Origin of the sequence: Leptospira soteropolitanensis (assembly GCF_026151655.1) — a bacterium.
Classification (GTDB): Bacteria; Spirochaetota; Leptospiria; order Leptospirales; family Leptospiraceae; genus Leptospira_A; species Leptospira_A soteropolitanensis.
Map to the genome: position 1 here is coordinate 55,773 of NZ_JAMQPN010000007.1, position 25,689 is coordinate 81,461.

The window sequence follows — 25,689 nt, forward strand, 5'->3', positions numbered from 1 at the left end:
ATCGACATAAAAGAACTAAGGTTGTATTGTTCCAAGGAAAGGGTCCCAAATGAGTAAAGGTTATATTATATGTGTCGATGATGAAGTATCGGTATTGGAAACGCTTGCGGAACAACTCCTGGCTCGATTTGGCGAATCCCATATCATCGAGACTGCCAGTAGTGCCGAAGAAGCTCTTTCTCTCATCGACGAAATCATCAGTAGCAACGACATCGTAGAGTTGATTGTTTCTGACCAAGTGATGCCTGGAATGAAAGGGGATCGATTTTTGGAGCAGGTGCACCACCGCCTTCCCGATGCGATCAAAATCCTTTTGACAGGTCAGGCGGGACTTGATTCTGCCATTTATGCCATTAACAACGGGGGACTCAGTCGGTATGTCGAAAAACCTTGGAACATTGATGAACTATCCAAAGACATCAAAGACCTACTCGATAAGTTCAGACAAAACTTGGAAAACCAACATCTTATCCAAGCTCTTAACCGCCGTATCATCGAATTGGAATCCCAGCAGTAAAAAAAATCTCCTCTTTATACTTTTGATTTTTCTTTCTCTTTCTTCGATTTCGGGGAAGGAGAAAGAGCTCAGTCCAGAACAGTTAGCCAAAAAAAAAGATGTGCTTTCTAAGATGGTTCGTTATGGAACTAGTCAGGAAAGAAAACAAGCATTGGGTGAGCTCACTCGTTTTCCAAAAGAAAGTGCCAGTGAACTTTATACATTAGTTGGTGAACAATTAAAAACAGAAAAAGATATGGGGATGAAAATTGTCCTCTTAAAAACCATTGGTGACTTGGATTTAAAAGAAAACAAAGAAACTATCATTAGTTTGTTTGAAGATGTAAATGAAGATGTAGCCAAACAAGCAGTGACTTCTGCTAAAAAAATGAAATTAGCGGAAGCAACAAGTCCCTTACTCGAAAAAGTAAAAAAGGAAGATTTTACTAAAAATTCTAACTCACTAAGCCTTTATATCAGCGCACTTGGGGAATTGCCAGAGGGAAAGACAGCTGCTCCTTTCTTAGAAACCAAGTTCCGTGAAAAATTTAATAATGCTGATATGCGTGGTCAAATTGCTTTATATTTCGGTTCAGTTTTATATACAGATGCAGAGTCGGCCCTTATGGAAGTTGCCTTTGATGAAATCCAACCAACTACGTTAAGATGTTATTCTATGAATACATTGGGGAAATTAAAATCAGAGACAGCAAAACCAAAGTTATATGAATTACTTGATTCTCTTAAAAAAACAGCAGGAAAGTTGGATGCCAAAAAAGCACAATCCTTAAAGATTTATGCCATTGGTGCCCTTGTTACGATGGGAGACAAAGAAGTATTCCAAGAATTGAATGAATTTGCTCGAGATGATGATAGTATGGTGCGACTTCGGGCCATTGAATTTATGGGAAATCTAAAAGACCCCAAAGCATTGGAATTGTTGGAATACAAAAGGGACCGTGACCCAAGCCCAAAAGTGCAGAAAGCTGCAAAAAAAGCTATCGATCAAATCAATGGAAAAGAAACGTCCCCTGAAGAAGAAAAATCACCGGAAGAAAAATCGGAAGAAGAACCCAAATGAATTGGAAAGTTTTTACTTCTATTTGTATTTTTTTATTGATGATTTCCAAAACCAATCTCTATTCCGAAGATAATGTTCGTTATACGGGTCTAATTTCACATTCAGAGAAAAGAGTTTTGGACGGGAAAGCAGAGTTTCAGAAGTCTGGAACTTTCCCTTTGGAGTGGAAGTTGTTTTATAAAGGAAAACAAGGTGATTTCGTTGTTTTTTATGATCTAAACGGGGACGAAATTCATTACCGGTATAGAAGAAATAAATTCGATTTGGATGCTGAAGTTTTTGTGAAGGATTTGTTTCCAGGAAATCCATACCGAGTGAAAGGTGAATGGATTGGTTATTATTTTTATTCTGTGGATGAAAGAGGAAAACGATCTTCTCTCCCTACACCCAAAAAACTCCCTGCCGAACCTAAAGAATTTGCTGATAGACAATCGGTGCCTATCTTTAAGTTAATTGAATACATAGAGGTCCGAACTGACGACCTTCTTTATTAAAGCTCAATTTTTTGTAATAATTGAAAATTGATGAATAAAATGGGGTTCGGATCATTTTCTTTTTCCGAATAACTAACGTTTAATGAAATAAAGGGGCTTACCCATTTTAGTTTGATGATTTCTTCTCTATCAGTTAAGTTGATATTAAAATCTGTTGCGTAAGTCCAGTTTTCAAACCATGCCCTAGTTTTTGGTTGTCCTTCTCTGAAAATGCCACTTAATTCAAGTAAGTTGTTAGTTCCGAAAGGGATGGCTAGTTTCCCTTCCCATTGGCCTCCATTTTCTCTCGATTCAAATCCAAAGGAGACCACAGCTTTTTCCTTCCTCCATTCATAAAATCCAGCTCGGCCAATTTCGTTCCAATGGTAGTTTCCTGATTCATTGTATTCCCGGTATCTATAAATTAGGTTCCCCCAATCACTGAAGAACAATGGAAAAAATCCTGATCTCCCATTTTCATACTGATGGCCTTCTACAGAACTTAAGAATTCCGATCCAATTAAATGTTTAAAACTCATTCTTGTATAACCTAAACTTTGTGGGATTTGTGGTCTAACTTCTTCTGGTGATACAACTCCGTAGAGTAAGGGAGAGTCTCTGTATGCGGTGGCATCAAGGAAGAATTGGGATCCTGGTGATTCTGATTTTAAATAAACGAACCCAACCGATTCTTGTTTGTTGTATATGGATTCTGATTGGATTCTATGAGAACCCCAGTCTTTATGATTCCAAGAATCATTGATGTACAAACTGGATTTATTATCTCCGGCCGACCAAACTCCCGAATAGGATTTGTTTGGTGAGACAAAATAAAGTCCCGGATAGGAAGAAAAGGCAGCAGCATGATAAATCCCAAATTCAAATTCTTTTGTATTATTTAACAATCGATAACCTAAGAAGTTCGAAAGTGTAATGGGTTGGGGGAGCGGAGAACCAGTTCGTTCCAATTGAGAATAGAAATTTGGATCTTTGGCAAAATAAAAATGAGGAATGGGTTTGTAACGGCTTCCTGAAGTGAATCGAAATTTTCGGTATGTAAGATTTGTTCCATAGGAGAATTCTTCATCTCGTTTTTCTAAGATCAAAATTTGTCCTTTTCCTCTGCCACCGAGAAAAACAGAAGAATGATTTTTTTCCTTTCTTGGAAGATACCTTACATCTAAATTTTGGTAACTCATTCCAAAAAAAAGTTCATCGTTAGTGTCTGGTGCTTCTTTGGGTTTCGATGTTGTTTCTTTGGTTTTTGAATTCTTTTTGTTTTCAGGATTTCTTTCGTTCTTTTGGTATGGATTTTTATCAGCAAACCTTTGTTTGTTGTTAAAAAGTGAAATTTCTTGTTCTTTCCAAACCTTGGAAACAAGGGCTGCCTCTTTTCCTTTTAGTGATTTTTTCCATTCCAAAAATTTTTCAGGGGTTTGTTTGGACTTTTCTTTCCAAGCGGCTGCCAAATGGGGAGGGAAACCTGCTTTTAACAGTTGGGGAACCGAAACCTGATCTGGTTTTTTTTCTACAGCAAACAAAGTTTGTACAAACGAGATCCATAAAATAACCCCAAATTTCTGCCAATCCACCAGGATTGGGGTTTAAAATTTCCATTTTTTGCCCTAAGTACGATTGCTTTTTTCCAAAAAGGGACATATTCTAAATCTCCCATTAAAAAAAATCAGAGAGAGGGCGGGTTTTGTCCCAGGGGAATGCTAAATTATAGATAGAAACCGATAAAAACGTGAAAAAAATATTGACTTAACTTCTCAAATGTTAAGTAGTGTAAACAAGCGTTTAGTATATTATTGGTATTATTTTTATTTTTTATGTCGTCTAAAAAGATGACGGGGAGGAAAAACCTATGATCGTTCGATCCATCCAACAACCCGCTTACAACCGCCACAAGGACCAAGGCCTCGCAGGGCAAGGTCCTAAAAAGGGATTTTCCCAAAACCAAACAGGGAAGACCTTCGAAGATTATTTGATGGAAGCCTTCCAAGGGGAAGTGGTCCAAAATGGAGAGTGGGTGTCCCCAAGTCTCTCTAATCTTGGCCAAAAGAACTTAAGGAAGATGTAGATCAAAAATAGGCTTCTGGTTCTAGAACCAGAGGCCCTAGGCCGACAATCAAAGTATGGAGAAAGTATCCATACTTTGGGCTCTTGTTCGGCGTGACTATGCGTTGCAGTATGCAGGATCTTTCCTCGGGATCTCCTGGATGTTTCTGCAAAACTTGGTCCTTATCAGTTTGTACGCCTTAGTCTTTTTAGTACTGAACTTAAAAGACCCATCCACCCAAGAAGACTTCACCGCTTATCTTTTAACGGGACTCCTCTATTGGATTCCCATTCAAGAGCTTTTGGTCAGGGGAACAGGAATTCTAACTGACAATCGTAGTTTACTCAAACGTTCTAGTCTCGGTATCGATTTATTTTTATGGATTCCATATGTTCAGTTTCTCATTCACAGCCTCGTCACTTCTATCCCTGTATTTTTCTATTTAGCTTATTCTGGAAAATTAAATCTTTCGGGAATTTTTGTTGGGTATTTGGTTTTAGTTTTATCCGGGCTTTATTTGATGTTACTTCTTCATTATCTTTCTAGGTTAAATATTTTATTAAAAGATATTTCACCTTTGATTCGTTTGGTGAGTCAGTTGGTATTTTGGGGAATCCCTGTTTTATATTATCCTACCGGGTATTTAAAAGAATGGAATCGTTTGAATCCATTTACCATTCCTTTAGATATTTTTCGTACTTCTGTCATTCCGGGTTATATTCCACAATTTGATTGGCTCCAAATTTTACCTTTTTTACTTTTTTTCTTTTTAGTGTATCTACTTTCTAAACGTAAGTTCCAATCGGTGATTTTGGATCACCTTTAATCTTTATGGCTTCAGTTGTATTAGAAAATCTATCGAAAGACTATCATGGATTTTCGAAACCTTGGAAAAGAATCCTTGCCGGCCTGAGTTTCGGGTATTTTGGGATCGATTCTAAATTTACCGCCTTACAGTCGATAGATCTATCTGTTGGTTCTGGTGAAATTCTTGGTATCATTGGGCGAAACGGGGCAGGGAAATCAACACTTTTGAAATTAATCACTGGGGTGATCCGTAAAGATAAGGGAAACTTAATTGTCAACGGATCGGTTCGCGCTCTGCTTGAACTTAGTGTTGGCTTTAATCCTGAGCTTTCTGGGGAAGAAAATGTTTATTATAATGGGCTGGTTTGGGGATACAAACCAGCCGAGATCAAAGAATTCACGGACTCAATTTTTGAATTTGCAGAGTTAAAAGAATTTAGAAATTCACCTTTAAAAAATTATAGCTCAGGAATGGCGATGCGGCTTGGTTTTAGTCTAGCTACTGCCAAACGACCCGATATCCTAATCGTAGATGAAGCATTGGCTGTGGGAGACGCCAGTTTCCAACAAAAATGCCTAAAACGTATCAAAGAGTTTTCCCATTTGGGTTCTTGTATTTTAGTTGTGAGTCATGACCTTGGACTCATCTCCTATTTTTGTACAAGGGCGATCCTATTAAACAAGGGACAATTGTTATTCGATGGCAACCCAAAAGAAACTATCGAAGAATATATGCATGTTTTAGCAGGTGCGACAGATCCTTCTATTCATTTTTCTGAGTCCATTCAGGACATTCATATTTCATTAAAAAATTCCAAGGGACTGGATACTCGCCACCATTTCCTCGGTGATACAGCTGTTCTACGGATCGAATTTAAGGCCGCAAAACCAATCACCGACGGAACCATTGGATTTCACATCGATAGTGAAAAAGGCATTCGCATTTTTGGAACTAACTCTCATCATTTAGGAAACCAAAGTTTAGAAATCCGCGAATGGGAAAGATCGGTTGTCGAATTCCAATTTCCTATCCAGTTTAGCGATGGGAAATACAGTTTGGGAATCTCCATCCACAAAGGAGAATCCCATTTGGAAGGCAGTTATTTTTGGGCCGAATCCATTTTGGACTTTGAGGTCGAACGAGGTAAAATCGAAAAATTCGTCGGCATTTGTCATTTACCCACCGAATTTTCATTCCAAACTCTTCCCAAATCTGAGTAGAAAAACGGTTTCCTTTAAAGGAAAAAACTAAATTCTGGAAATCCTATGAAAGTTTGTGTCGTTGGAACCGGATATGTGGGCCTCGTTGCAGGAACCTGTTTTGCTGAATATGGCAATGATGTAATTTGTATTGATAAAGATGAAAAGAAAATCAGTGACCTAAAAAAAGGGATCATCCCCATCTACGAACCAGGCCTTTCTGAACTGGTCGAACGCAATCATAAAGAGGGGAGACTTAATTTTTCCACTTCGCTCAAAGACGGTGTTGAGTCTTCTGAATTTGTTTTTATCGCAGTAGGTACTCCCACTTCGGATAACGGCTCTGCGGACCTAAGGTTTGTTTTTGCCGTGGCTGAAGAAGTTGGTAAAACAATGAATGGATACAAAATCATTGTAGATAAATCCACAGTTCCTGTGGGAACCGCAGACAAAGTAAAGGCGATTGTTGCACAACACACAAAACATCCGTTTGATGTGGTTTCCAATCCCGAGTTTTTGAAAGAAGGTGCGGCCATTGATGATTTTATGCGACCAGAGCGAGTTGTCATCGGTACCGAATCAGACGTTGCTGCCAAAAAAATGAGCGAACTCTATTCTCCGTTTGTATTAAACGGTAACCCCATCATTACGATGAGCATTCGTTCGGCGGAGTTAACAAAATATGCATGTAACGCCTTCCTTGCGACAAAGATTTCTTTCGTAAATGAAATTGCTAATCTTTGTGATGCACTCGGCGCTAATTATGATGATGTGAGAAAAGGAATGGGAACCGATTCTAGAATTGGTCGTCAGTTTCTATATGCAGGGATAGGATACGGTGGTTCTTGTTTTCCAAAAGACGTAAGAGCCCTTTTACGCACAGCAGAAGAAGTAAATGCTCCAATGCATATCATTCAATCGGTAGAAGATGTAAACGAAAAACAAAAGACTCGTTTAACAGACAAAATATTCGAACATTTCAAATCAACAGATATGAAGGGAAAAACTTTTGGTATTTGGGGTTTGTCTTTCAAACCAGGAACAGATGATATGCGAGAAGCACCTTCCATTCCTTTGATTTATGAATTACATAAAAACGGAGCCAAAATCCAAGTGTTTGATCCTGCGGCGGCGGAAACATCTAAGTATTATTTTGATGGAAAGGTCGAATACAAAAAAGATGCTTATTCCGCTCTTCAAGGTGCAGATGCCATGTTGCTTTTGACTGAATGGAGAGAGTTTAGAGAACCTGATTTTACCAAAATCAAAAGCCTTCTAAAATCTCCCCTGGTTTTTGATGGTAGAAACCAATACAAACCATCTTTGATGTCTGAGTTAGGTTTTACTTATTATTCTATCGGTAACCGATAAACTTTAAAGTCCAACCGAGAGTAATCTTTTGGTTGGACTAAAATCCTCTTTCAATTTCCGACAAAGCTTCGTTACACATTGATTTATCTGTTTCAGTGGTTAATTGTGGTTTGATTTCTGTAAGAACAACTTTTGCAAGTTTTGATTCCCCTGCATCTTTTAGCGTAAGTCCATAGTATAGTTTCGCTGTAATTTTGCGGCTGGAGGTTGGATAGGTTTCCAAGAATTCCCTCCAGGATTTTACCGCAGATTCTTTCGGGCCATAAATGGATTTAACCAAGTTTAAGTTAAAATGTGCATTTTCTTTAAGGATCGTTAGATTTTTGGATTTTTGGACAGCATCTGAGAATTGTTGTTCTGCTTTTTCAAACTCTTTGTTTTGAAAGTATAATAAACCCAGCCGAAAATGGATGTCTGGACTATTTGTATTTCGCCTCAGTTCTGTTTTTAAGTAAGATTCCAGGTTTGGTTCTTGGAGGATTCTCTTGGATACACCTAATATGTCTTCTTTTGTAGCAAGGCCTGAAATTTTTGTCACATAGTTTCCATCTCCATCCAAAAATAATATAGTAGGATATCCTTCTATATTGTATTTTTTTCTTAAGTTAGGAAACTCTTCTCCATCTAACCGAACTTTGACGAAACTATTTAATACGCGACTGACTTCTGGATCAGGAAAAATTTCTTTTTCTAAGACTAAACAGTAAGTACACCAATCAGCAAATACATCCACAATGATAAATTTTTTGTCCTGTTTTGCTGCCTCAAATCCTTTTTGGATGGAACTTCCCCAAGGGGATTCGGAAAATAAAGCACTCGTAGATAGGAGAAAAAAAAACGGTAAAAACTTACGAACCATTCATTGAATTCTATTGAGAATCTCTTCATTTGAATAGTCAATTTTCGCTTTTTCGAAATGGAATGGGCAGTTTCTATGGTCGCTAGAAGGTCAAAATATGGAATTTTTACTGAAATTGGAAGAACTACTCCGCAAACGTAAGGAAGAATTGCCTGAAAAGTCTTATACTGCTGAGCTCTTCCGTGATGGGGTTGACCGAATTCTCAAAAAAATTGGAGAGGAAGCAGGTGAGGTCATCATTGCGGCAAAAAATCCCAATGAAAAAGAACTGATTCATGAAATTGCCGATTTGGTTTTTCATTTAGAAGTCCTTATGGTAGAAAAAGGAATCAGTCTCTCTACCATTGCCAAAGAATTAGAAAAACGCCACAGCTAAGTTGTCGGTTTCCTACTGGAAACTAAATGAAATTACTTTTATATTTGTTTTACCCTCTGAGTTTCCTCTACCAGTTTTTATTCTGGTGGTCACAAAGAGGGACATCCTCCTACCATTTACCTGATGTTTTAGTCATTAGCGTCGGAAATCTAACCGTAGGTGGAACTGGAAAAACACCTTTTGTACAATACCTTGTTCGATATTTTAATCAAACTTATCCTAGTTATGCGATTACAATCTTATCAAGAGGTTATAAGGCAGAAAAAAGTAAAGAAGGTGCTATTTTACCAAATGGATTAGAGCCTAAGTTATACGGAGATGAGCCAAGCCAACACAAAGAAATGTTTCCTGATATACAGGTAATTATCGGTAGAGATCGGAAAACATCTTTTCTCAGTTACAACCAGGTGGTTTCGAAAAAACATATTGTGATTCTTGATGATGGGTTCCAACACAAAGCAATTTATAGAGATTTTGATTTTGTTTTGTTAGATGCAAATTCTGCATTTGGAAATGGGATGACCCTCCCATTAGGATTTTTAAGGGAACCTATTAGAAATACAAAACGGGCTAATGCGATAGTTTTTACTAAACTTACCTCGCAAAACAAATTTCGTTTGGATGGATATAAAAAGATATTAACTCGAAACGATGTAAGTCTTCCGATGTTTCACTCAAGGTTTCAATCTTCAATTCACGAAGTAGTCATAAATAAAAATTTAACTTATCATACAAATCCGGTGGATTCCTTCTCTAACTTGAAATATTTTTTGGTTACAGGTGTTGGAAATCCTAAGAATGTATATGAAACTGCAAAATCGATTTTGTTTTCGAATTCTATAAAAACAAAATTTTTTCCTGACCATTTTGAATATAGATCATCTTCCTTACTTGTTTTATTAAATGAAATACAAACGGATGAGATTTTGATTACAACGGAAAAAGATTGGATTAAAATGAGAATTGATGACACTTTTTTAGCAGAGCTTGTTCGTCGCAAAATAAGAGTTTTTCTGATTCTGATCCAAGTTTCGGTAGAAGAAGAAAAGGATTTGAAATCTATGTTAGCTGCTCTCGTTTCCACATACGAATCAAAAATCGATCGGGTTTGAGTGAGTTAAAGATCGGCTCAGGAATTGAGTTTGGTTCTTTCAACATCGTAGAAACTAAAATCTCTGCAGCATACAATGCATGTGTGAGGCCTCTGGAACCGAGCCCGTTTAGAATGCCCACGGATTCATAATAAGGGATATTTATCTTTTTTTGGGAATTTTTCAGCGAATTTTGATAGGTAATCGACAAATCTAGTTTGGACAAGTTCGGCAATTTGCCTACAACGGGATGACGATCTTGTGATTGCGTTCGATAACTCACTCTCGGTGAAAATGACTGCGGATCTTGAGGATCCCATTGTGAGACTAGATTGGGTAGTTTTTTGGATAACTCTTTCCATAGATTTTCGGTTTCTTCCGGTCTTGGATTTTCATCTAACTTGAATTCGTCAAAGGTCGCACCTAATACTTGATATCCGTTTATCGCTGGTGTAATATAATCACCATAGAGGATTCCTTGGCTATTAGTAGGATTTTGTTCTGGAAATTTTATTATTTGCCCTCTTACTTTTTTTAAAGGCAACCATGCCAAATTTGGATCATCTGCAAATTGGTATCCTTGTGTTAGGCATAAATAATCACATTCAATTTTGCCTCCGTCGGTTTGGCAGATAACCTTTGTTCCGTTTTCTGATTCTTCCCAATCTAGTAACTTGGTTGAATATTTAATTGTTGGTTCTGATAAAATTAATAATTGATTTGTAAGGCAAACAGGGGATAAGGATTTTCCTTCTGGAAAAAAAATAGAAGGAAGGTTTGAGAACGGTTCTATACTTTCTTTTGCTAATGAAATAGGAATTTGATGAGAGATGAGGGCATTTGTATAACGATCGTATGTGTTTTTTGAATCTAGTAAAAAATAAATCCCGTCTACATGAGGTACTAGATTTTTTAAGCGAAATTTTTCCCAAATCGAAAGGAAATAAAGAAAGGAAGCGAGGGAAAATTCTGATTCAGCTAGTTTGTGTTTGGTGAGAAATGGGTAAACAACTCCTATCGGATTCCCACTTGCATGTTTTGCAGGACCTGTGTCAGCTTCTATTAAAATCGTTTCTATATTTCTTTGTTTTAGTGCTAAAGAAATGCTGGCTCCTGCAATTCCTGCGCCCACAACTACGGCCGTTTTATTTTGCATTTTATTTTAAAAACCCAAAGATCATTTCTCGTTTCCGACCAAATCCTTTTTTCTTATCTACGACAAACCCCAGTTCGGTGAGATTTCTGCGCAAAAAACCAGCTGAAGAAAAGGTAGCAAAACTAGTTCCTGGATTGGATTTTTTTTGTATTTCTTTTAGCGTATCTAAAGACCACATATCTGGGTTTTTCCCAGGTGAAAATCCATCCAAATACCAAGAATGTATTTTTAAAAACTGCGGTAATGATAGCCTTACATCTCCAAAAAATACTTGTAAGGTGAATGTGCTTTGATTGGAACTATGGTTCCATGTGTATGTCCATAAGTTTTGAGTTGGATCTTTGGTCCAAAGATTTATGGCAGATTCGTAAGAGGAAAGTAAATCTTCCGACCATAACTTTTTGTCCGGGTAACTTTTGTTTAATGTGAGTAAAATATCTCTCTTTAAAGGAAATCCTTCAAGACTCATAAATGTAACCTGAGGGGGACTTGGTATAGATTTCCAAAAATCCAAAGTCACAAATAAATTGAGTCCGGATCCAAATCCCAATTCACCAACATAAAAAATGGAATGACCTTTTTTTGCCAGTTTGGATGGGATTTGATTCCCTTCTAAAAACACATAACTGGATTCTTCCCATCCCCCCTGTTTTGAAAAATACACATCGTCGAATAAAAGGGAGACGGGAACCCCGTCTTTGAATTCGATTTCGTTTTTTAGAGGACCTAAAGTTGTTTTTGGTTCCATCGGGAGTCTATCCCCATCTTTCGAGTCCTAGCCTTCGTTGGAAACCCAATCTTTCGCCAAGGCAGAACCTTCTCAAACAAGACTTAATTTCTAGGATGGACAGGGGACATCTCTGAAATTATTATGTCTCATAAAAAAGGCTTTCCAAAAGGAGGGTACTCTTCATATTTTTCCCAGGTTCGGGGGATATTCTATGGATTTTGTAAAAATCCGAGGTAAAGACTTACAAGACTGCATTATGCAGATGAAAATGAAATACGGTCCAGAGGCTCACCTCTATGACCAGAGAGTGATCACGGAAGGTGGACTTTTTGGCACAGGGCTTATGGCCCAACGTATGTATGAAATCGATGTAGGGGTCCCTGAAAAACAAAATTCCAAAGAGAGAATTGAACGTAAGTTAAAGGATCTTAAAGAACTCATCAAACAAAAACAAAGAACAGAATCCTTACCTGAATCAGGTCTTGTGGGAATGGCATCGAACCAACCATCTCATTCGATCGGGGCAAATCTCCATCGTAAAAAAAATATCGATTCCGTTCGTCCTTTTTCGGAGCGCCGCCGTAGACAAAATCCTCCTGTTTATGAATTAGAAACTCTAGAAGAGAAACCAGTTGGATTATCGATCTCGGAAGCAAAAGACTCCATTTTGGAAGTTCCTGCTCCTTCAAAACTCCAATTCCCGGAAAGACACCCCCACATTCAAAAACTCATAGATCGTTTGTTAAACGAAGGAATGTCTTCTGGATTTTTAGAAGAGATGGCGATTGCTTTGGAACGTAGGTTATCGGCAGTGGACCTCACTCGGTATGCCAATGTAACTGACAGAGCAGTTACTTATTTAGAAGAAAGAATCCAGATAGATTCTGATTTGTTTAGTGGAACTCCCCGTGGGAAACGAAAGGTGATTTTTTTTGTAGGACCGACTGGATCTGGAAAAACTACATCCATTGCAAAACTAGCAGCAAAGTACAGTTTGCACATGGGAAAAAAAGTATCCCTTTATACAACAGACAACTACCGGATTGCCGCCATCGACCAACTTAAGTTTTATGCGGATGCTATGGGTTTACCATTTTATGCCGCAAAAGATCTTCGTAAAATGAAAGAGACAATTGTCCGAGATGGGTCTGAACTCATCCTCGTGGATACGGCAGGTTACTCCCATAGAAAATCAGAAAATCTAGAAAAACTTCAGGAATTCTACCAAGTATTTGGGGAAAAGGATTATATTGAAACCATCCTCGTACTTTCTTCCACGGTTTCGAAAGACAATGCTCTTGCTGTAGCAAACGCATACGAGTCCGTCGGCTATAAAAGAATTTTATTAACCAAGCTGGATGAAGCAGAATTTTTAGGTTCTGTAGTGGAATTAGCCGATACTATTCACAGGGAATTCGCATTCTTAAGTGTAGGCCAGGATGTTCCTTTTGATATCCTGAATGCCTCGAAAAAACTTCTTGCCGAATGTGTGATTTTTCCTGAAAAATTGAAAGGGATAGCGGGCGAGGTCTTCGAAAAGACCGTTTAACGAGCGTCGTTATCCTGAAAACCTAGGGGTAACGATGGACCAAGCTGCAAATCTGAGAAAGCTCACGGAATCTGGTGCTGGATTAAAATTGGTTCAACCCCAGGAAACGGCCAAAAAAACTAAAATCATTGCGGTAGCCTCTGGAAAAGGGGGAGTGGGGAAAAGTACAGTCTCTGTCAACCTCGCCATTTCCATTGCCAAAACAGGACTTAAGGTTTTAATCTTTGATGGTGACTTGGGTCTTGCCAATGTAAACGTCCTTCTTGGTATCATTCCTAAATACAATTTATACCATGTAGTCAAAGGCCATAAGTCTCTCAAAGACATCGTCATTTCTACACCGGAAGGTGTGGACATCATCGCGGGCGCTTCTGGGTATTCGCAACTAGCCAACTTAAACGAAACGCAAAGAAATAATTTAATCAAAGGATTTGCAGAGTTAGATCGTTATGATGTGATGATCATTGATACGGGAGCAGGAATTTCTGCCAATGTCATCGGTCTTGTAATGCCAGCCGATGAAGTGATTGTGGTCACCACCCCAGAGCCAACTTCGATTACAGATTCTTATGGACTCATCAAATCAATTGTTTCCCAATCCAAAGACAAAAATTTAAAAATCATCGTGAACCGGGTGCGTTCTGCCATCGAAGGAAAAAAAGTAGCAGACCGTGTCATCGATATCTCTGGTCAATTTTTGGAAGTCCAAGTGGAAAACTTGGGTTTTATCTTCCAAGATGAAGAAGTAGAAAAATCCATCCGGGAACAAAAGCCATTCATTATTGGAGCACCGCGTTCCAAAGCAGCAGCCTGTCTCACAAGAGTCACCCATACCCTTTTACAAACTGAAGGTGGTTATAGTGATGAAGAAGGCCTTACTGGTTTTTTCAAAAAATTCTTTAGCTTTGTGGATTTCAAAGAAAAGGAAATGGAAGAAAAGATGGAGGAAGACAACTAAGTGTTGATCGGATTTGTACTCGGATTTGCCATCCTTGGGGCAGTGATCAGCTCCGTTTGCGGATTTCTTGTTGGAAACCGTCTTGGGTATATCTTTTTTGTCTCCCTTATCTCTACATTTGCTTTTGGAGGACTGGGTTTTGGTGTATTTTCTGTCTTACAAAAGAAAGTTCCTGAATTTTTAGAATTTTTAAGTACCTTTTCTATCGGTGGGTTGGGTGGCGATGGTCATTCCGAGGATTATGACCAGGAGCATGGGGGAATGGAATCCACTCGTTCTGAATCGGCTGGGTCCGACGATTTTGGAGTCCAACAGGTGGGCGACCAAGCAATGGACGCCAAATTGGCTATGGCAAAGTCAGGAAAATTCGGAGATCATATCATTGTGGATAAAATTGCGATCAAAAACGAGCCAAAACTCATGGCAGAGGCCATTCGCACCATGATGGCGAAGGATGATCCTCAAGACGGTTGAAAAATTACCGTTTTTAGAGGACATAAGAAAAAATCCTCTTGTAATTTCCCTTTCTTTACGATTTTTTCTATAAAGTAAAGAGATTCCGTACTTCGGTTCCCTATGTCAAGATTGCTAGACAAATACAATCAGTTTGATGAGACAGATCTTTGGAAACAATACCGTGTCACAAAGGATGCGGAGATCCGAAGTTACCTTGTCGAAAAATATTCCCCTCTCGTCAAACACGTGGCAGGTCGAATCGCCATTGGTATGCCTCAAAACGTGGAGTTTGAGGACCTGGTCAGTTATGGCGTCTTTGGTCTGTTAGACGCAATTGAGAAGTTTGACCCTTCTCGTGAAATTAAATTCAAAACTTATGCGATGACTCGAATTCGCGGGTCCATTTTTGACGAACTCAGAAGTGTGGACTGGATCCCTCGTTCTATCCGTCAGAAAGCGAAACAGTTGGAAAATATCATTGCCATGCTTGAAAACAAAGAAGGCAAAAAAGTAGAAGATGAAGAGATCGCAAAAGAACTCGGCGTCTCTATGGAAGAATATAACTCTCTTCTTGCAAAACTTTCTGGAACCTCACTTGTTTCATTAAATGATATTTGGTTTCTCGGTGATGAGAACGATGAAGTTTCCTTTATGGAAACTCTTGAATCTCCGATGAATATGAATCCTGACAATATCATCGAAAAAGAAGAAATTAAAAACGTAATTGTAGAAGCGATCCAATCACTTCCTGAAAAAGAAAAGAAAGTTATTGTACTTTATTATTATGAAGACCTCACCTTAAAAGAAATCGGTGAAGTTTTGGAAGTTACGGAATCAAGAATTTCGCAGCTCCATACAAAAGCAGTCGCTAGACTTCGCAGTAAACTCTCTAAAGTAAAATCAGCGATCCAAAAAAGGTAACCGAAGATGTCTCTCACAGAATTTCTTACAGAGGAACTGAAAGAGTTCGATCGTAAGGAAAAAGAACAAGTGGAGGTTATTGCCGATACCATAGAAGAGTGTTTGGCAATTGCATCACAGCACTTGGGACGCAAAGTCCACGAAATTGATTACACTGTCTTAAAAAGAGGAAAGAAATCCTTATTCTTTTCGGAACCATTTCATATTCGCGCTTCTATCATTCCAGATGATATGCTTTTGGACGAGTTAAGTCTACTTGATGAGCATTTAACAGGTGGTAGTGGAAAATTAGTTTCCAAAGACCTAAAAGACCTCGTTACCCCTAAAAATAAAGACGGCCGTGTTACAGTAAAGATATACAGAACCGGTGTATTTTTAACAGTTTATCCTCCCACTGGGGAAGGCTTGGAAATGACAATGGCTGATGTTTCCAAGAAACTTTCGTTTCGTGGGGTGGCTGGAGTCGATCAAAACCTAATCAATAAAATTCTTAAAGAGAAAAAAGGGGAACCTGTCCTCATCTCAAATCAAAAACCAAAACCAGGAAATGATTCGAGTTGCAATGTTGAAATTGCGCAAGAAAATATGCGTGCCTTTGTGACCGTTTTTCCAGCAAGACCTGGCGGTCGCGATTTAGAAGTTGCTGATGTTGTCGCCGCACTAAAAGGAATGGGTGTGGCTCATGGTCTAAAAGAAGATGAAATTAGACGTTGTTTGGATGAAGACATTCATAATAAACCATTCATTGGGGCGGAAGGTGATTTCCCGGTAAATGGGAAAAATGCAGAAATCAAATACTATGTTCGTACGGAAAAGAAAATCAACTTCAAAGAAGATCAGTCAGGTCGAGTCGATTACAAAGACCTAGATATGATCGAAAACGTTGTCGTTGGTCAGCTGTTAGCTGAAAAAATTCCTGCAGAGAAAGGAAAGTTTGGCCGCAATTTATTCGGAATGGTATTACCTGCCAAGGACGGTTTGGATACCGAACTCAAACAAGGTAAGGGAACTATATTATCAGAAGATAAAATGCGACTTACCGCAGAGGTGAACGGACAGGTGTTATATGCTGCGGGTAGGCTTTCTGTGGAAACTGTTTACCGTATCAATGGAGATGTGGGAGTTCGTACAGGAAATGTTACCTTCCTTGGCTCTATCATCATCACAGGAAACGTCGAAGATAATTATTCTGTAAAAGCCGCAGGTAATATTGAAATTTATGGAACGGTCCAAAAAGCCATTGTGGAAGCAGATGGTGATATCATCGTTCGTCAAGGGGTGACAGGAAGAGAGGAAGCTAGGGTCGAATCTACTGGAGGTAACATTGTAGCCAAGTTCATTCAAAATGCTACTTGTATCACTGAAAAAGACATCATCGTTCAGGAGGGAATTTTACATTCCCATCTCATGGCAGGTGGAAAGGTTTCCTGCAAAGGGAAACGCGGACAAATTGTGGGAGGGACTATCCAGGCCGCCCAGTTGATCTCTGCCAAAATCATAGGTTCTCAGGCCAACCCACAAACAGATCTTATCGTGGGAAACAATCCGAAGATCTTAAAACAGATCGAGGAATACGAAGAAAAAAGAAAAGAGAACCAGGACAAACTGGACCAACTCACAAAGACCATGAGAACACTTAAGGCAAGAAAAGAAGCCGATCCTGCGAGTTTTACTGCTGAACAGGATGCTCATTTGCAGAAACTGGACGCCGGCACCAAAAAGCTGGAGAAGCGCATTGCCGAGGCTGGTAAAGACATCCAGACACTTACCGAATACATGGACGAACAGGCCGCCAGTGGGCGTATTTCGGTCGAGAAGACCATTTTCCCAGGAGTTACCATTCGTATCCGCAATGCAGAGTTCAAACTCCGCCACGAGACGAAGGCTAAGACCTTTTACGAAGAAGAATCCCAGGTTCGTAGTATGCCTTATGAAGATCCTGATGAAACGAAAAATGACTGGAGAAAAAAGAGAGGCCGTGGTAAGTCTAAGAATTAGGAGGGATTTCGATGATTCTCAACGAAAACTTCGCAAGTCTCACGCACCACTACGATTTTGCACGTAGGGCCCAGGCAGAGAATCCCTTCACCCACCAAAACCAGGTGGTAGAATTGCAAAAGGTTGTGATCCAAACCCAAAACCGAGCCCAAACGGTTCCAGATACAAAATCAGGTAACCAGGGTTCGGCGATGAAACCGAAACAAGATAAAGAAAATTCGGTTTACGCTTACACTAAAGAAGGAGTCATTTTTGACCGTCCTAATTTGGAAAGAGGATCTCGTTTTGATTTAAAAGCTTAAGAGCAGTCGCTCCGGAATGTTGTTGGAAATGTTCTGTAGGAGAATGTCATGGAGCTCTTTTCTCTTGTTTTGATTAATTTATTATTTTGTGGGATGATGTATGTATTCATCTCTGCAAAAGTCCAAAAAGCAGTCTCGGAATATTACGATAAAAAATTAAACCGAGCCATTGATATGGCCACCCAAGAAACCATACGAGAGTTAGATGCCACTGTTGCTGTCATTGAATCTAAGATGGTGGCGCTTCGTGCTATGATGGAACGAGGTGAAGTTTTGGTAAAAGAATTCAAACATTATCAATCCACTGGTCTTTCCATGAAATCGGAATTAATTCCAGAACCTCCGAAAGACGAACCGGCACTTGATATCAAAGAACAAAGGACAGGGATTGGAAAAATTTACCAAGCCAATCAAATTCCTGTTCCAAGCGACGATGTGGAAACCACAGAAGGAGCCGTAAACCAAGCCTTTGGAAAATTGGGAAAAGCGGTCAAAGGGATTTTTGGAATGGAACAAATGCAGTCACCTTCTGCAGAAACAACTTCTAACCTAGAAGTTCCTACTTTTCAACCTAAGATGAATTATACGGTAGGTGGAAATCCATTTACTGAAGAAAAATCTACAGATGCGATTCGAAACGAACTTGCAGAAGGATCTAAAAAAAGAGATTTTTTAAATGAAGTATCAAAAGCGAATGATCCGGCATTCGCATCTTATCAAAAAATGAGTTTGGATAAAGTGGAACTTTCGATTGAATCTGCATTGGAAGAACTTGCTCCATCTGCAACAAAGATTGATAAAGTTGTACACCTCATCAAAAAGGGATACAAACACGAAGAAATTTCGGAAGCAATGAATATAGGCATTCATGAAATTCATTTAATAGAAACGATTCGACTTGATCGATCTAGAAGAATCTAAAAATATGTTTCCATGTCTTCGTTTCCGGTTCTCAATGTAGGTTTTTCAAACGTTGTATTCGTTTCGAAAATTCTTACCATCCTCCAGGCGGATTCTGCAGGCGCCAAACGCCTGCGTTCGGAAGCAAAGTCAGAAAGCCGTCTTATTGATGCCACCGGAGGGCGCAAAACTCGCTCTGTTCTTGTTTTAGATTCAGGACATATCCTCCTTTCTGCCATTCGCGCAGAAAGTTTATCCAAACGCTTAGAGTCTGGGGACAATCATTTTGCAGAAGGAGAAGAGGAGTCCGAAGATTGAAAGTGAATCCAAATTTATATATTATCTCTTCTGTGGCTGGTGGTGGAAAATCGACTATCATCGCAGCTCTTCTCAAAGAAAATCCAGATTTCTATTTTTCTATTTCCTGTACCACGAGAGCACCAAGACCCGGAGATGTAGAAGGAAAAACCTATTACTTTCTCTCAGTAGAAGAATTCAAAAAACGAATCGACTCTGGTGATTTTTATGAATGGGCCGAAGTACATGGAAACTTTTATGGTACTCCCAAAGGTCCAATTCTCGATGCCATTCGCGACCATCGTGTTGCTCTTTTAGATTTAGATGTACAAGGTGCAAAAACTGTGAAAGCCATGCGACCTGACTCGGTGACCATATTCATTGAGCCACCGAGTAGAGATATTTGGATTGAAAGATTGATCCGCCGAGGTACCGACTCCCAGACGAGTATTGAAAGAAGGATTGAAAATGGGATAAAAGAGTTAGCTGAGGCACCTAGCTTTGATTATGTGGTTGTGAATGATCAATTAGAGGATGCTATAAAGGAAGTTAAATCCATCCTCTCTGGGACTAAAGATAAAAATTAGAATTGATTTGTTTTCGATGATTCTATTTATTTTACAGAATTAAATTTTAAAAATACAGCTTCTCATTAAGGTTCATCGTTATCCTCATCAATACTTTTACCGTAGTTGGGAACATTTTTTGCTCCCGCATCCAACCATTTGTTCGATATCACAGACCTTCGTTCTGCCGGGAACAGAGTGAGTAGGTATGTGGTAATAGTTTGTCTTCCTTCTTCCTCTGCATCTTTATCCATTTGTTCGAACACTTCTATGATATCATAATCGGGCCAATTGATTAACATATCTCTCGCAGATTCCGGCGGCATGTTGGCAACTTTGTTGGCAAGTACCTTAACCTTTTCGGCCCTGGCATTGTCTTTTTTCAATTTGTCTGCCATCTCTTTTTCTTTTCGTTGGATTCCTTCTTTCAGTTCTTCCAAACGTTCTTTGTCCGCATGAAGAGAAGAAGTTTTTTCCTCTAATTCGCGTTTCATTTGTTCTAGTTCTTCGCGGTCAGCAATGAGTCTTTCTTTTGCCTTTTCCATTTCCAATTTTTCTAATTCTGTTGGAGAAAGTAGATCTTGATTAACTAGGCCAGCTTGTTTTTTTAAGAAAGGTAAATAATCTTCAGCATTGATGACTTGAAAGTAATCAAAAACAAAAAAACCAATGGCTATTAAGAAAAAAATAAGAACGATTAAAAAGAAGGATCTTGTGCTATCAGTTACACTTGCCATTATGATTTCCCTTTTCCTAGGTAGTATTTTTCATAAAAATCACGAAGAGTTTTGAAGTCAGAAGTGAGTTCATCACCTCCATCTTCACGGTTCAAAATTTTAAATGTACGTGGAATCTTTTTAGATTTCGCAGGTGTGAAACTTTCTGTTAAATCGAATAATGATTGTTTGCTTAGTTGAAGATTGAATTCTTCTACTTCTCTTCGTTCAGCTCGATTTCTTTTTTTCTTCCATTCGGCAAATCGTTTATCCTTTAAAACTTCGATCACTTTTTTATTCATTCGAGCAACCATCACATCTTTGCGAACTAAATTTACTTCTTCATTTTGTGCAAAGATTCGGGCTTCCAAATCCTCATTTCTTCGGATTAGGCCTTGGATGTATTGTTCAATGGAAAGATAATCAGAAAGGCTAGTTCCCACTTTGGAAGAATTTAGGATCGCATTGTATGAAGATTCGATTTCTTTTTCATTGGATTCTTTTTCTCCGATAAGCGAATTGAGTTTGGAGACAACTAAAGAGAGTCGACGGATTTCTTCTTCTTCTCGCCAACCTCTAAGTTTCAGAACTGTCTCTAAACTAAAACGGAATCGTTTCACACCTGTCTATTTCTTCGATTCTGAATAATTTTTGTACTCTTTTTTACTCGTATTTTTAAAAAAATGAGTAAAACTTGCAATATTGTCCTGTAAATACTTACAACTGCAAATTTTGACCTGGTTGCCTTTCTTTTTGGCCACTCCTGTTTTATATGCCACTTCTCCTGCTGAGATCGTGCGGAAAAGCCAAGGGAATCCTGTCCACTTAGAAGGAGAATGGGAGTTTTATCCCCATACTTTTCTGTCAGAAACTCAGAAAATGCCAAAAACAAAACTCCAAGTTTTGGTACCAGGAATTTGGAATTCGGATCTAGGCACGGGGAACGGGTTTGGAACCTACCGCTTGGTTCTGGAAAGGCCTGAAGGCACAGATTTAGAGGCGGTTTATGGAATCAAACTTGTTGATTCGGCAACAGCTTCTCGAGTGTATTGGAATGGAAAACTCCTTGGGTCTTCCGGGACGGTTTCTAAAAATCCAGAAGAAGCAAAACCATCCTACCAATTTCAAATTTACCCTCTTCCTTGGAAAGAGGGACCAAATGAACTTCTGATAGAAATTTCCAACTACCACCATGATAAGGGAGGTATGTGGGAACCACCTTACGTCGGTGAGTGGAAGAAACTTTTTAAAGAAAATGAAAAAGATTTAGCTTCCTCCTTATTTTTGGCTGGTGCCGTTTTCATCATCGCATTATATCATTTCGGACTTTTCTATTTTAGAAGATCGGATAAAGGGAATTTGTTATTTGGGTTTGCGGCACTTTTGTTGTCAGTAAGAACCCTTTTCACGGGAGAAAGATTTGTATTTAATGAGTTATCTCCTTTAATTTCCTGGAATCTTTGTCTCAGGATAGAATACTTAACTTTCTATTTATCTCCTTATCTCTTCTTTGCTTTTTTTCGCGAATTTTATCCTAAGTTTTATCCGCGTTGGATGGATAGGCTTCTCTTAATTCCAACCTTGGTTTTCATTAGTTTCCTTTTGTTTTTACCAACGCCCATATATACAATGTTAAATGGGTATTTTCACATTGTATTTTTGACGGGAATACTCTTGATCCTACAAGGTGTGTTCCGCGCAGTCATAAACCGAATGGAAAGCAGTTTGTTGTTTTCTATCGGAATCATTTCTGTAGCGATTGCCGCTTTTATCGATTTAATGAACGCGTATCAGATTGTTTATACGGTGGAAGCAATACCAATTGGAATATTTGTTTTTATTTTGGTCCAATCATTAACACTATCCCGTAGGTTTAGTCGCGCTTTTTCTGATGTAGAATCACTTTCTAAAAGACTTCTTGCCTTAGATAAACTTAAAGATGAGTTTTTAGCAAATACATCTCACGAATTAAAAACACCTTTAAATGGGATTATTGGAATCGCCGAATCTATGTTTGATGGAATTGGTGGGAGACTCAACCAAGAACAAAGACAAAATTTAGGAATGATCGTCAGTTCTGGAAAACGATTATCATCCCTTGTGGATGATATTTTGGACTTTTCCAAAATGAAAAATAGAGATTTGGATTTGGATTTAAAGGCCATAGATTTACATCAAATTTGTGATTTGGTGCTCGTAATCTCAAGACCACTGTATGTAACAAAAAATCTTACAGTCAGAAATCATGTCCCAATGGATTTCCCTCCGATTTTAGGAGATGAAGCAAGACTCCAACAAATACTTTTTAATTTAATTGGAAATGCGATTAAGTTTACAGAAAAAGGTCGCATTGATGTATCTGCTGAAATTTCGGAAATGATGATGGTTCTTTCTATTAAGGATACCGGAATCGGGATTCCAAAGGATAAATTTTCGGATATATTTAGATCCTTTGAACAAGTGGATTCTTCCACAACACGGAAGTTTGGTGGAACTGGACTTGGACTCGCTATTACAAAGCGTTTAGTTGAACTTCATGGAGGAACTATTTGGGTAGAATCGATAGAAGGGGAAGGGTCAAATTTTCGATTTACTCTTCCTTTGGCAAGAGAAGGAGAAATTCCGATCGAAAAACCTCCACAGAAAAAAACAGATTTATGGTTTGGTGGAGAGTCCCCTGAGTTTGAACCTATTGAGGATACAACTGATGATTATGATGGAGAAAAAATTAAAGTTCTTGTTGTGGATGATGAACCAATCAATCGACAAGTTCTAAAAAACCATCTAACTCTTATTGGTTGTGATGTCCTTGAGGCCTCAAATGGTGGGGATGCTATCAGAATGGTCCGAGATGATGGACCATTTGAACTTATGTTACTTGATATCATGATGCCGGGAATGAGTGGTTATGATGTTTGTACAGTTTTACGTGAATCTTATTCATTATACCAACTACCAATTTTGTTTTTGACTGCCAAAAATCAAATTACTGACATTATTGCTTCTTTGGAAGCAGGTGGGAATGATTATTTGGCAAAACCTTTCGACAAACGAGAGTTAATATCTAGAGCTAAAAATTTAATTACATTAAAAAAGGCAGTGGAAGAACAGAACAAGTTCATTGCATTTCAAAACGAGCTGGGTCTAGCAAGAAAACTTCAAAGTTCCATTTTACCGGAAGAGGCTCCTGATATCGCTGGCATCAAAACTGAGTTTTACTATGAGCCAATGGATAGTGTGGGAGGGGACTTCTTCGATTTCCATGCCATTTCGGAAACTGAACTCGGTGTGATGGTCGCAGACGTATCGGGTCATGGGATTCCTGCTGCTCTAGTTTCTGCCATGTTAAAAATTGCTTTTTCTACGCAAGTTAGGTTATCTAGAGAACCAGCCCAATTAATGACTCAAATCAATTCTACTTTACTTGGAAAAATGAAAGGGGCATTTCTTACTGCATCGTACATATACATCAATTTAGAAACAAAAGAAATGGTTCATGCGCGTTGTGGTCATCCTCCCTTGATTATTAGTCGTCTTGGTGATTCGAAACCAGGTTTAAGTTTACCGCAAGGAAAACTAATTGGTTGGATCCCGGAATTAGATATTCAGGAAGATATCGTATCGTTAAATTCTGGAGACCGAATTGTATTGTATACGGATGGAATTACCGAAGCAACTAATCCCGATAAAGAAATGATTGGTCAGGAAATTTGGGAAAGTATGGTTCAAAGATACGCTGGATATCCAATTTCTGAATCGAAACGATTATTACTGGAAAGGATCAAGGAGTTTACAGGGAATCGTTCGCCAGACGACGACGTCACTTTGGTAATCTTAGAAATCGAATAGAGACTTTGTAGTCTAGATATCTTTTTTAATATTAGCGGAGACGATTTGTTTGTATTGGTTCGTGTGGAGTTTGATAAAAAAATAAATTTATAACTTCTGATTAAAAATCATCTTCTATTCGAGTTGATGATTGAAGGATTTTTGCTAGTCGGTTTATGGCATCACTATACGTAGACTTTTCTTCAATCCTTTGTCTAAGATATTCATCAATTTGAGATTTTTTATCTATAGCCATATCCACTTTTTCGTCGGCACCTCGAACATAAGCATTGAGTAAAATGATATCTTCCGAGTTTTTATATTTAGAGATAAGTTCCCTTACAATAGAAGAACGCATATAATGATCTTCGTTGACAATCTTTTGCATAAGCCTTGAAAGTGAAGCAGGAACATCTATTGCGGGATAATGACTTTGTTCTGCCAGTTTTCTTGTTAGAACAATGTGCCCATCGATAAATCCCCGTACTTTGTCCGCGACAATATCATCCATATCATCTTCTGCATCAGTCAACACTGTATAAAAACCCGTGATGGAACCGCCGTTATGTGCTGTTCCGGCTCTTTCCACAAGTTTTGCCATTTTTGTAAACACACTGGACGCATAACCTTTTGTCACCACAGGTTCTCCAATGGAAAGTTCTCTCAGTGCTTCTGCATATCTGGTAAGAGAGTCCATATATAAATTTACGGACATTCCTTTGTCCCGAAAGTATTCCGCTGCAGAACAAGCTAGGTTAGCACAACTAACTTGTTCCATTTTCGAAGAGTCTGACGTAGCTACGAAAACTACCGATTTAGCCAATGCTTCCTTGCCAAGTTCAACATGTAAGAATTCATTTACCTCACGCCCCCGTTCACCGATAAGGGCCACTACGTTTACATCAGCATTCGTATAACGAGCGATCATCCCGAGTAAACTTGATTTACCAACACCAGAACCTGAAAAAATTCCGATCCTTTGTCCGCGACCAACTGTCAACATTCCATCGATGGCCCGAACTCCAGTTTCCAAAATATCAGTAATCGGAGGACGATCTAATGGGTTTAAAAACCGAGGCTCCGAAGGTCTCTCTTCTTTGGTAATAAGAATACCTTTGTTATCAATCGGTTTGCCAAGACCGTTCAACACTCGTCCTAAAAGTTCTGGACCAGCATTCAGTGTGATTTGTCTTCCTGAAGAAAATACAAATGCATGTGGGAAAATTTGTTGAGTATCACCTAATGGCATTAAGGTGTATAAATGGTCTTTAAAACCGACAAGGACACAAGCTAGGTAACCTTTATCCGATCCACGTTCCACTTCTAAAATTTCTCCGACCTTGGAGTCGGGTGGTCCTTGGGAGTAGATGACGTTTCCCACGACGGATACAACGACCCCACTTTTGCGGATGGGTTCTATTTTTTCGACGACATTCAGGTATTTGGAAATGGCATCGATATGTTCCGTAAATTTCTTTTCGATCATGGGGCTTTTC

Annotated in this window: 26 protein-coding genes; 19 read left to right on the plus strand and 7 right to left on the minus strand. The window is 38.8% G+C overall.

Annotation, left to right across the window (positions count from 1 at the left end):
* Window positions 1–49 precede the first annotated feature (49 nt).
* Genes ND811_RS14410 through ND811_RS14420 form a run of 3 tightly spaced genes read left to right on the plus strand, consistent with a single transcriptional unit; the run spans window position 50 to window position 2,071 of the window.
* Window positions 50–517 carry a response regulator gene (locus ND811_RS14410; protein WP_265352794.1) on the plus strand — a complete coding sequence of 156 codons (468 nt, stop codon included), beginning with the start codon at window positions 50–52 and terminating at the stop codon, window positions 515–517.
* A gap of 22 nt (window positions 518–539) precedes the next feature.
* Entirely contained in the window at window positions 540–1,577 is a 1,038-nt protein-coding gene (locus ND811_RS14415; RefSeq protein WP_265352793.1) for a HEAT repeat domain-containing protein, read from the plus strand.
* Complete coding sequence (locus ND811_RS14420; protein ID WP_265352792.1) at window positions 1,574–2,071, plus strand: LIC_11959 family protein; 498 nt, start codon at window positions 1,574–1,576, stop codon at window positions 2,069–2,071. The genes ND811_RS14415 and ND811_RS14420 overlap by 4 nt, the downstream gene beginning before the upstream one ends.
* On the opposite strand, the gene ND811_RS14425 is transcribed toward ND811_RS14420, so the two are convergent.
* Entirely contained in the window at window positions 2,068–3,642 is a 1,575-nt protein-coding gene (locus tag ND811_RS14425) for a hypothetical protein (RefSeq protein ID WP_265352791.1), read from the minus strand. The two genes, ND811_RS14420 and ND811_RS14425, sit on opposite strands and share 4 nt — an antisense overlap.
* A gap of 275 nt (window positions 3,643–3,917) precedes the next feature.
* Here ND811_RS14425 and ND811_RS14430 point away from each other — a divergent pair, with 275 nt between their 5' ends.
* Genes ND811_RS14430 through ND811_RS14445 form a run of 4 tightly spaced genes read left to right on the plus strand, consistent with a single transcriptional unit; the run spans window position 3,918 to window position 7,490 of the window.
* Entirely contained in the window at window positions 3,918–4,133 is a 216-nt protein-coding gene (locus ND811_RS14430) for an LIC12298 family protein (RefSeq protein ID WP_265352790.1), read from the plus strand.
* A 55-nt stretch (window positions 4,134–4,188) separates the two neighbouring features.
* Complete coding sequence (locus ND811_RS14435; protein ID WP_265352789.1) at window positions 4,189–4,938, plus strand: ABC transporter permease; 750 nt, start codon at window positions 4,189–4,191, stop codon at window positions 4,936–4,938.
* A gap of 5 nt (window positions 4,939–4,943) precedes the next feature.
* Window positions 4,944–6,140, plus strand: a complete 1,197-nt coding sequence (locus tag ND811_RS14440) for an ABC transporter ATP-binding protein (RefSeq protein WP_265352788.1) — start codon at window positions 4,944–4,946, stop codon at window positions 6,138–6,140.
* A 45-nt stretch (window positions 6,141–6,185) separates the two neighbouring features.
* Window positions 6,186–7,490 carry a UDP-glucose dehydrogenase family protein gene (locus tag ND811_RS14445; RefSeq protein ID WP_265352787.1) on the plus strand — a complete coding sequence of 435 codons (1,305 nt, stop codon included), beginning with the start codon at window positions 6,186–6,188 and terminating at the stop codon, window positions 7,488–7,490.
* Window positions 7,491–7,527: 37 nt separating this feature from the next.
* Here the strand turns inward: ND811_RS14445 and ND811_RS14450 are convergent, their stop codons facing one another.
* Complete coding sequence (locus ND811_RS14450) at window positions 7,528–8,349, minus strand: thioredoxin fold domain-containing protein (protein WP_265352786.1); 822 nt, start codon at window positions 8,347–8,349, stop codon at window positions 7,528–7,530.
* Between the two features lie 97 nt (window positions 8,350–8,446).
* Between ND811_RS14450 and hisE the strand changes: the two genes are divergently transcribed.
* On the plus strand, window positions 8,447–8,725 hold the full coding sequence (hisE, locus tag ND811_RS14455) for a phosphoribosyl-ATP diphosphatase (RefSeq protein ID WP_002989187.1): 279 nt from the start codon (window positions 8,447–8,449) through the stop codon (window positions 8,723–8,725).
* 26 nt (window positions 8,726–8,751) lie between these two features.
* The gene (gene lpxK / locus ND811_RS14460) at window positions 8,752–9,837 is read left to right on the plus strand and encodes a tetraacyldisaccharide 4'-kinase (protein ID WP_265352785.1); all 1,086 of its coding nucleotides are present in this window, start codon (window positions 8,752–8,754) and stop codon (window positions 9,835–9,837) included.
* On the opposite strand, the gene mnmC1 is transcribed toward lpxK, so the two are convergent.
* Together mnmC1 and mnmC2 are read right to left on the minus strand one after the other, a co-directional pair.
* Window positions 9,785–10,972 carry an FAD-dependent 5-carboxymethylaminomethyl-2-thiouridine(34) oxidoreductase MnmC1 gene (gene mnmC1 / locus ND811_RS14465; protein ID WP_265352784.1) on the minus strand — a complete coding sequence of 396 codons (1,188 nt, stop codon included), beginning with the start codon at window positions 10,970–10,972 and terminating at the stop codon, window positions 9,785–9,787. The genes lpxK and mnmC1 overlap by 53 nt on opposite strands.
* A gap of 1 nt (window position 10,973) precedes the next feature.
* Window positions 10,974–11,720: a tRNA (5-methylaminomethyl-2-thiouridine)(34)-methyltransferase MnmC2 gene (gene mnmC2, locus ND811_RS14470; RefSeq protein WP_265352783.1), complete on the minus strand. Its 747-nt coding sequence runs from the start codon at window positions 11,718–11,720 to the stop codon at window positions 10,974–10,976.
* 193 nt (window positions 11,721–11,913) lie between these two features.
* On the opposite strand from mnmC2, the gene flhF reads away from it, so the two are divergent.
* The 9 genes from flhF to ND811_RS14515 all read left to right on the plus strand — a co-directional run bounded on the left by flhF (window position 11,914) and on the right by ND811_RS14515 (window position 19,670).
* Window positions 11,914–13,251, plus strand: coding sequence for a flagellar biosynthesis GTPase FlhF (flhF, locus tag ND811_RS14475; RefSeq protein ID WP_265352782.1), 1,338 nt, complete (start codon window positions 11,914–11,916; stop codon window positions 13,249–13,251).
* 34 nt (window positions 13,252–13,285) lie between these two features.
* The gene (locus tag ND811_RS14480; protein WP_265352781.1) at window positions 13,286–14,209 is read left to right on the plus strand and encodes a MinD/ParA family protein; all 924 of its coding nucleotides are present in this window, start codon (window positions 13,286–13,288) and stop codon (window positions 14,207–14,209) included.
* Window positions 14,210–14,683, plus strand: a complete 474-nt coding sequence (locus ND811_RS14485; protein ID WP_265352780.1) for a hypothetical protein — start codon at window positions 14,210–14,212, stop codon at window positions 14,681–14,683.
* Window positions 14,684–14,785: 102 nt separating this feature from the next.
* A complete protein-coding gene (whiG, locus tag ND811_RS14490) occupies window positions 14,786–15,586 on the plus strand; it encodes an RNA polymerase sigma factor WhiG (RefSeq protein WP_039927380.1) in 801 nt (266 codons plus the stop codon).
* A gap of 6 nt (window positions 15,587–15,592) precedes the next feature.
* A complete protein-coding gene (locus ND811_RS14495) occupies window positions 15,593–17,584 on the plus strand; it encodes a FapA family protein (RefSeq protein ID WP_265352779.1) in 1,992 nt (663 codons plus the stop codon).
* 11 nt (window positions 17,585–17,595) lie between these two features.
* On the plus strand, window positions 17,596–17,886 hold the full coding sequence (locus tag ND811_RS14500; RefSeq protein WP_265352778.1) for a hypothetical protein: 291 nt from the start codon (window positions 17,596–17,598) through the stop codon (window positions 17,884–17,886).
* A gap of 48 nt (window positions 17,887–17,934) precedes the next feature.
* Complete coding sequence (locus ND811_RS14505) at window positions 17,935–18,807, plus strand: hypothetical protein (RefSeq protein WP_265352777.1); 873 nt, start codon at window positions 17,935–17,937, stop codon at window positions 18,805–18,807.
* 12 nt (window positions 18,808–18,819) lie between these two features.
* Entirely contained in the window at window positions 18,820–19,104 is a 285-nt protein-coding gene (locus ND811_RS14510) for a DUF370 domain-containing protein (RefSeq protein WP_265352776.1), read from the plus strand.
* The gene (locus ND811_RS14515; protein WP_265352775.1) at window positions 19,101–19,670 is read left to right on the plus strand and encodes a guanylate kinase; all 570 of its coding nucleotides are present in this window, start codon (window positions 19,101–19,103) and stop codon (window positions 19,668–19,670) included. Before ND811_RS14510 ends, ND811_RS14515 begins: the two co-directional genes overlap by 4 nt.
* Window positions 19,671–19,735: 65 nt before the next feature.
* Here the strand turns inward: ND811_RS14515 and ND811_RS14520 are convergent, their stop codons facing one another.
* Entirely contained in the window at window positions 19,736–20,386 is a 651-nt protein-coding gene (locus tag ND811_RS14520; RefSeq protein WP_265352774.1) for a periplasmic-type flagellar collar protein FlbB, read from the minus strand.
* Window positions 20,386–20,985 (minus strand): flagellar export protein FliJ, encoded by a 600-nt coding sequence (locus tag ND811_RS14525; protein ID WP_265352773.1) that lies wholly within the window; start codon window positions 20,983–20,985, stop codon window positions 20,386–20,388. The genes ND811_RS14520 and ND811_RS14525 overlap by 1 nt, the downstream gene beginning before the upstream one ends.
* A gap of 133 nt (window positions 20,986–21,118) precedes the next feature.
* Between ND811_RS14525 and ND811_RS14530 the strand changes: the two genes are divergently transcribed.
* Window positions 21,119–24,214: a SpoIIE family protein phosphatase gene (locus tag ND811_RS14530; RefSeq protein WP_265365533.1), complete on the plus strand. Its 3,096-nt coding sequence runs from the start codon at window positions 21,119–21,121 to the stop codon at window positions 24,212–24,214.
* A 100-nt stretch (window positions 24,215–24,314) separates the two neighbouring features.
* On the opposite strand, the gene ND811_RS14535 is transcribed toward ND811_RS14530, so the two are convergent.
* Window positions 24,315–25,679, minus strand: a complete 1,365-nt coding sequence (locus ND811_RS14535) for a FliI/YscN family ATPase (RefSeq protein WP_265352771.1) — start codon at window positions 25,677–25,679, stop codon at window positions 24,315–24,317.
* Window positions 25,680–25,689 lie beyond the last annotated feature (10 nt).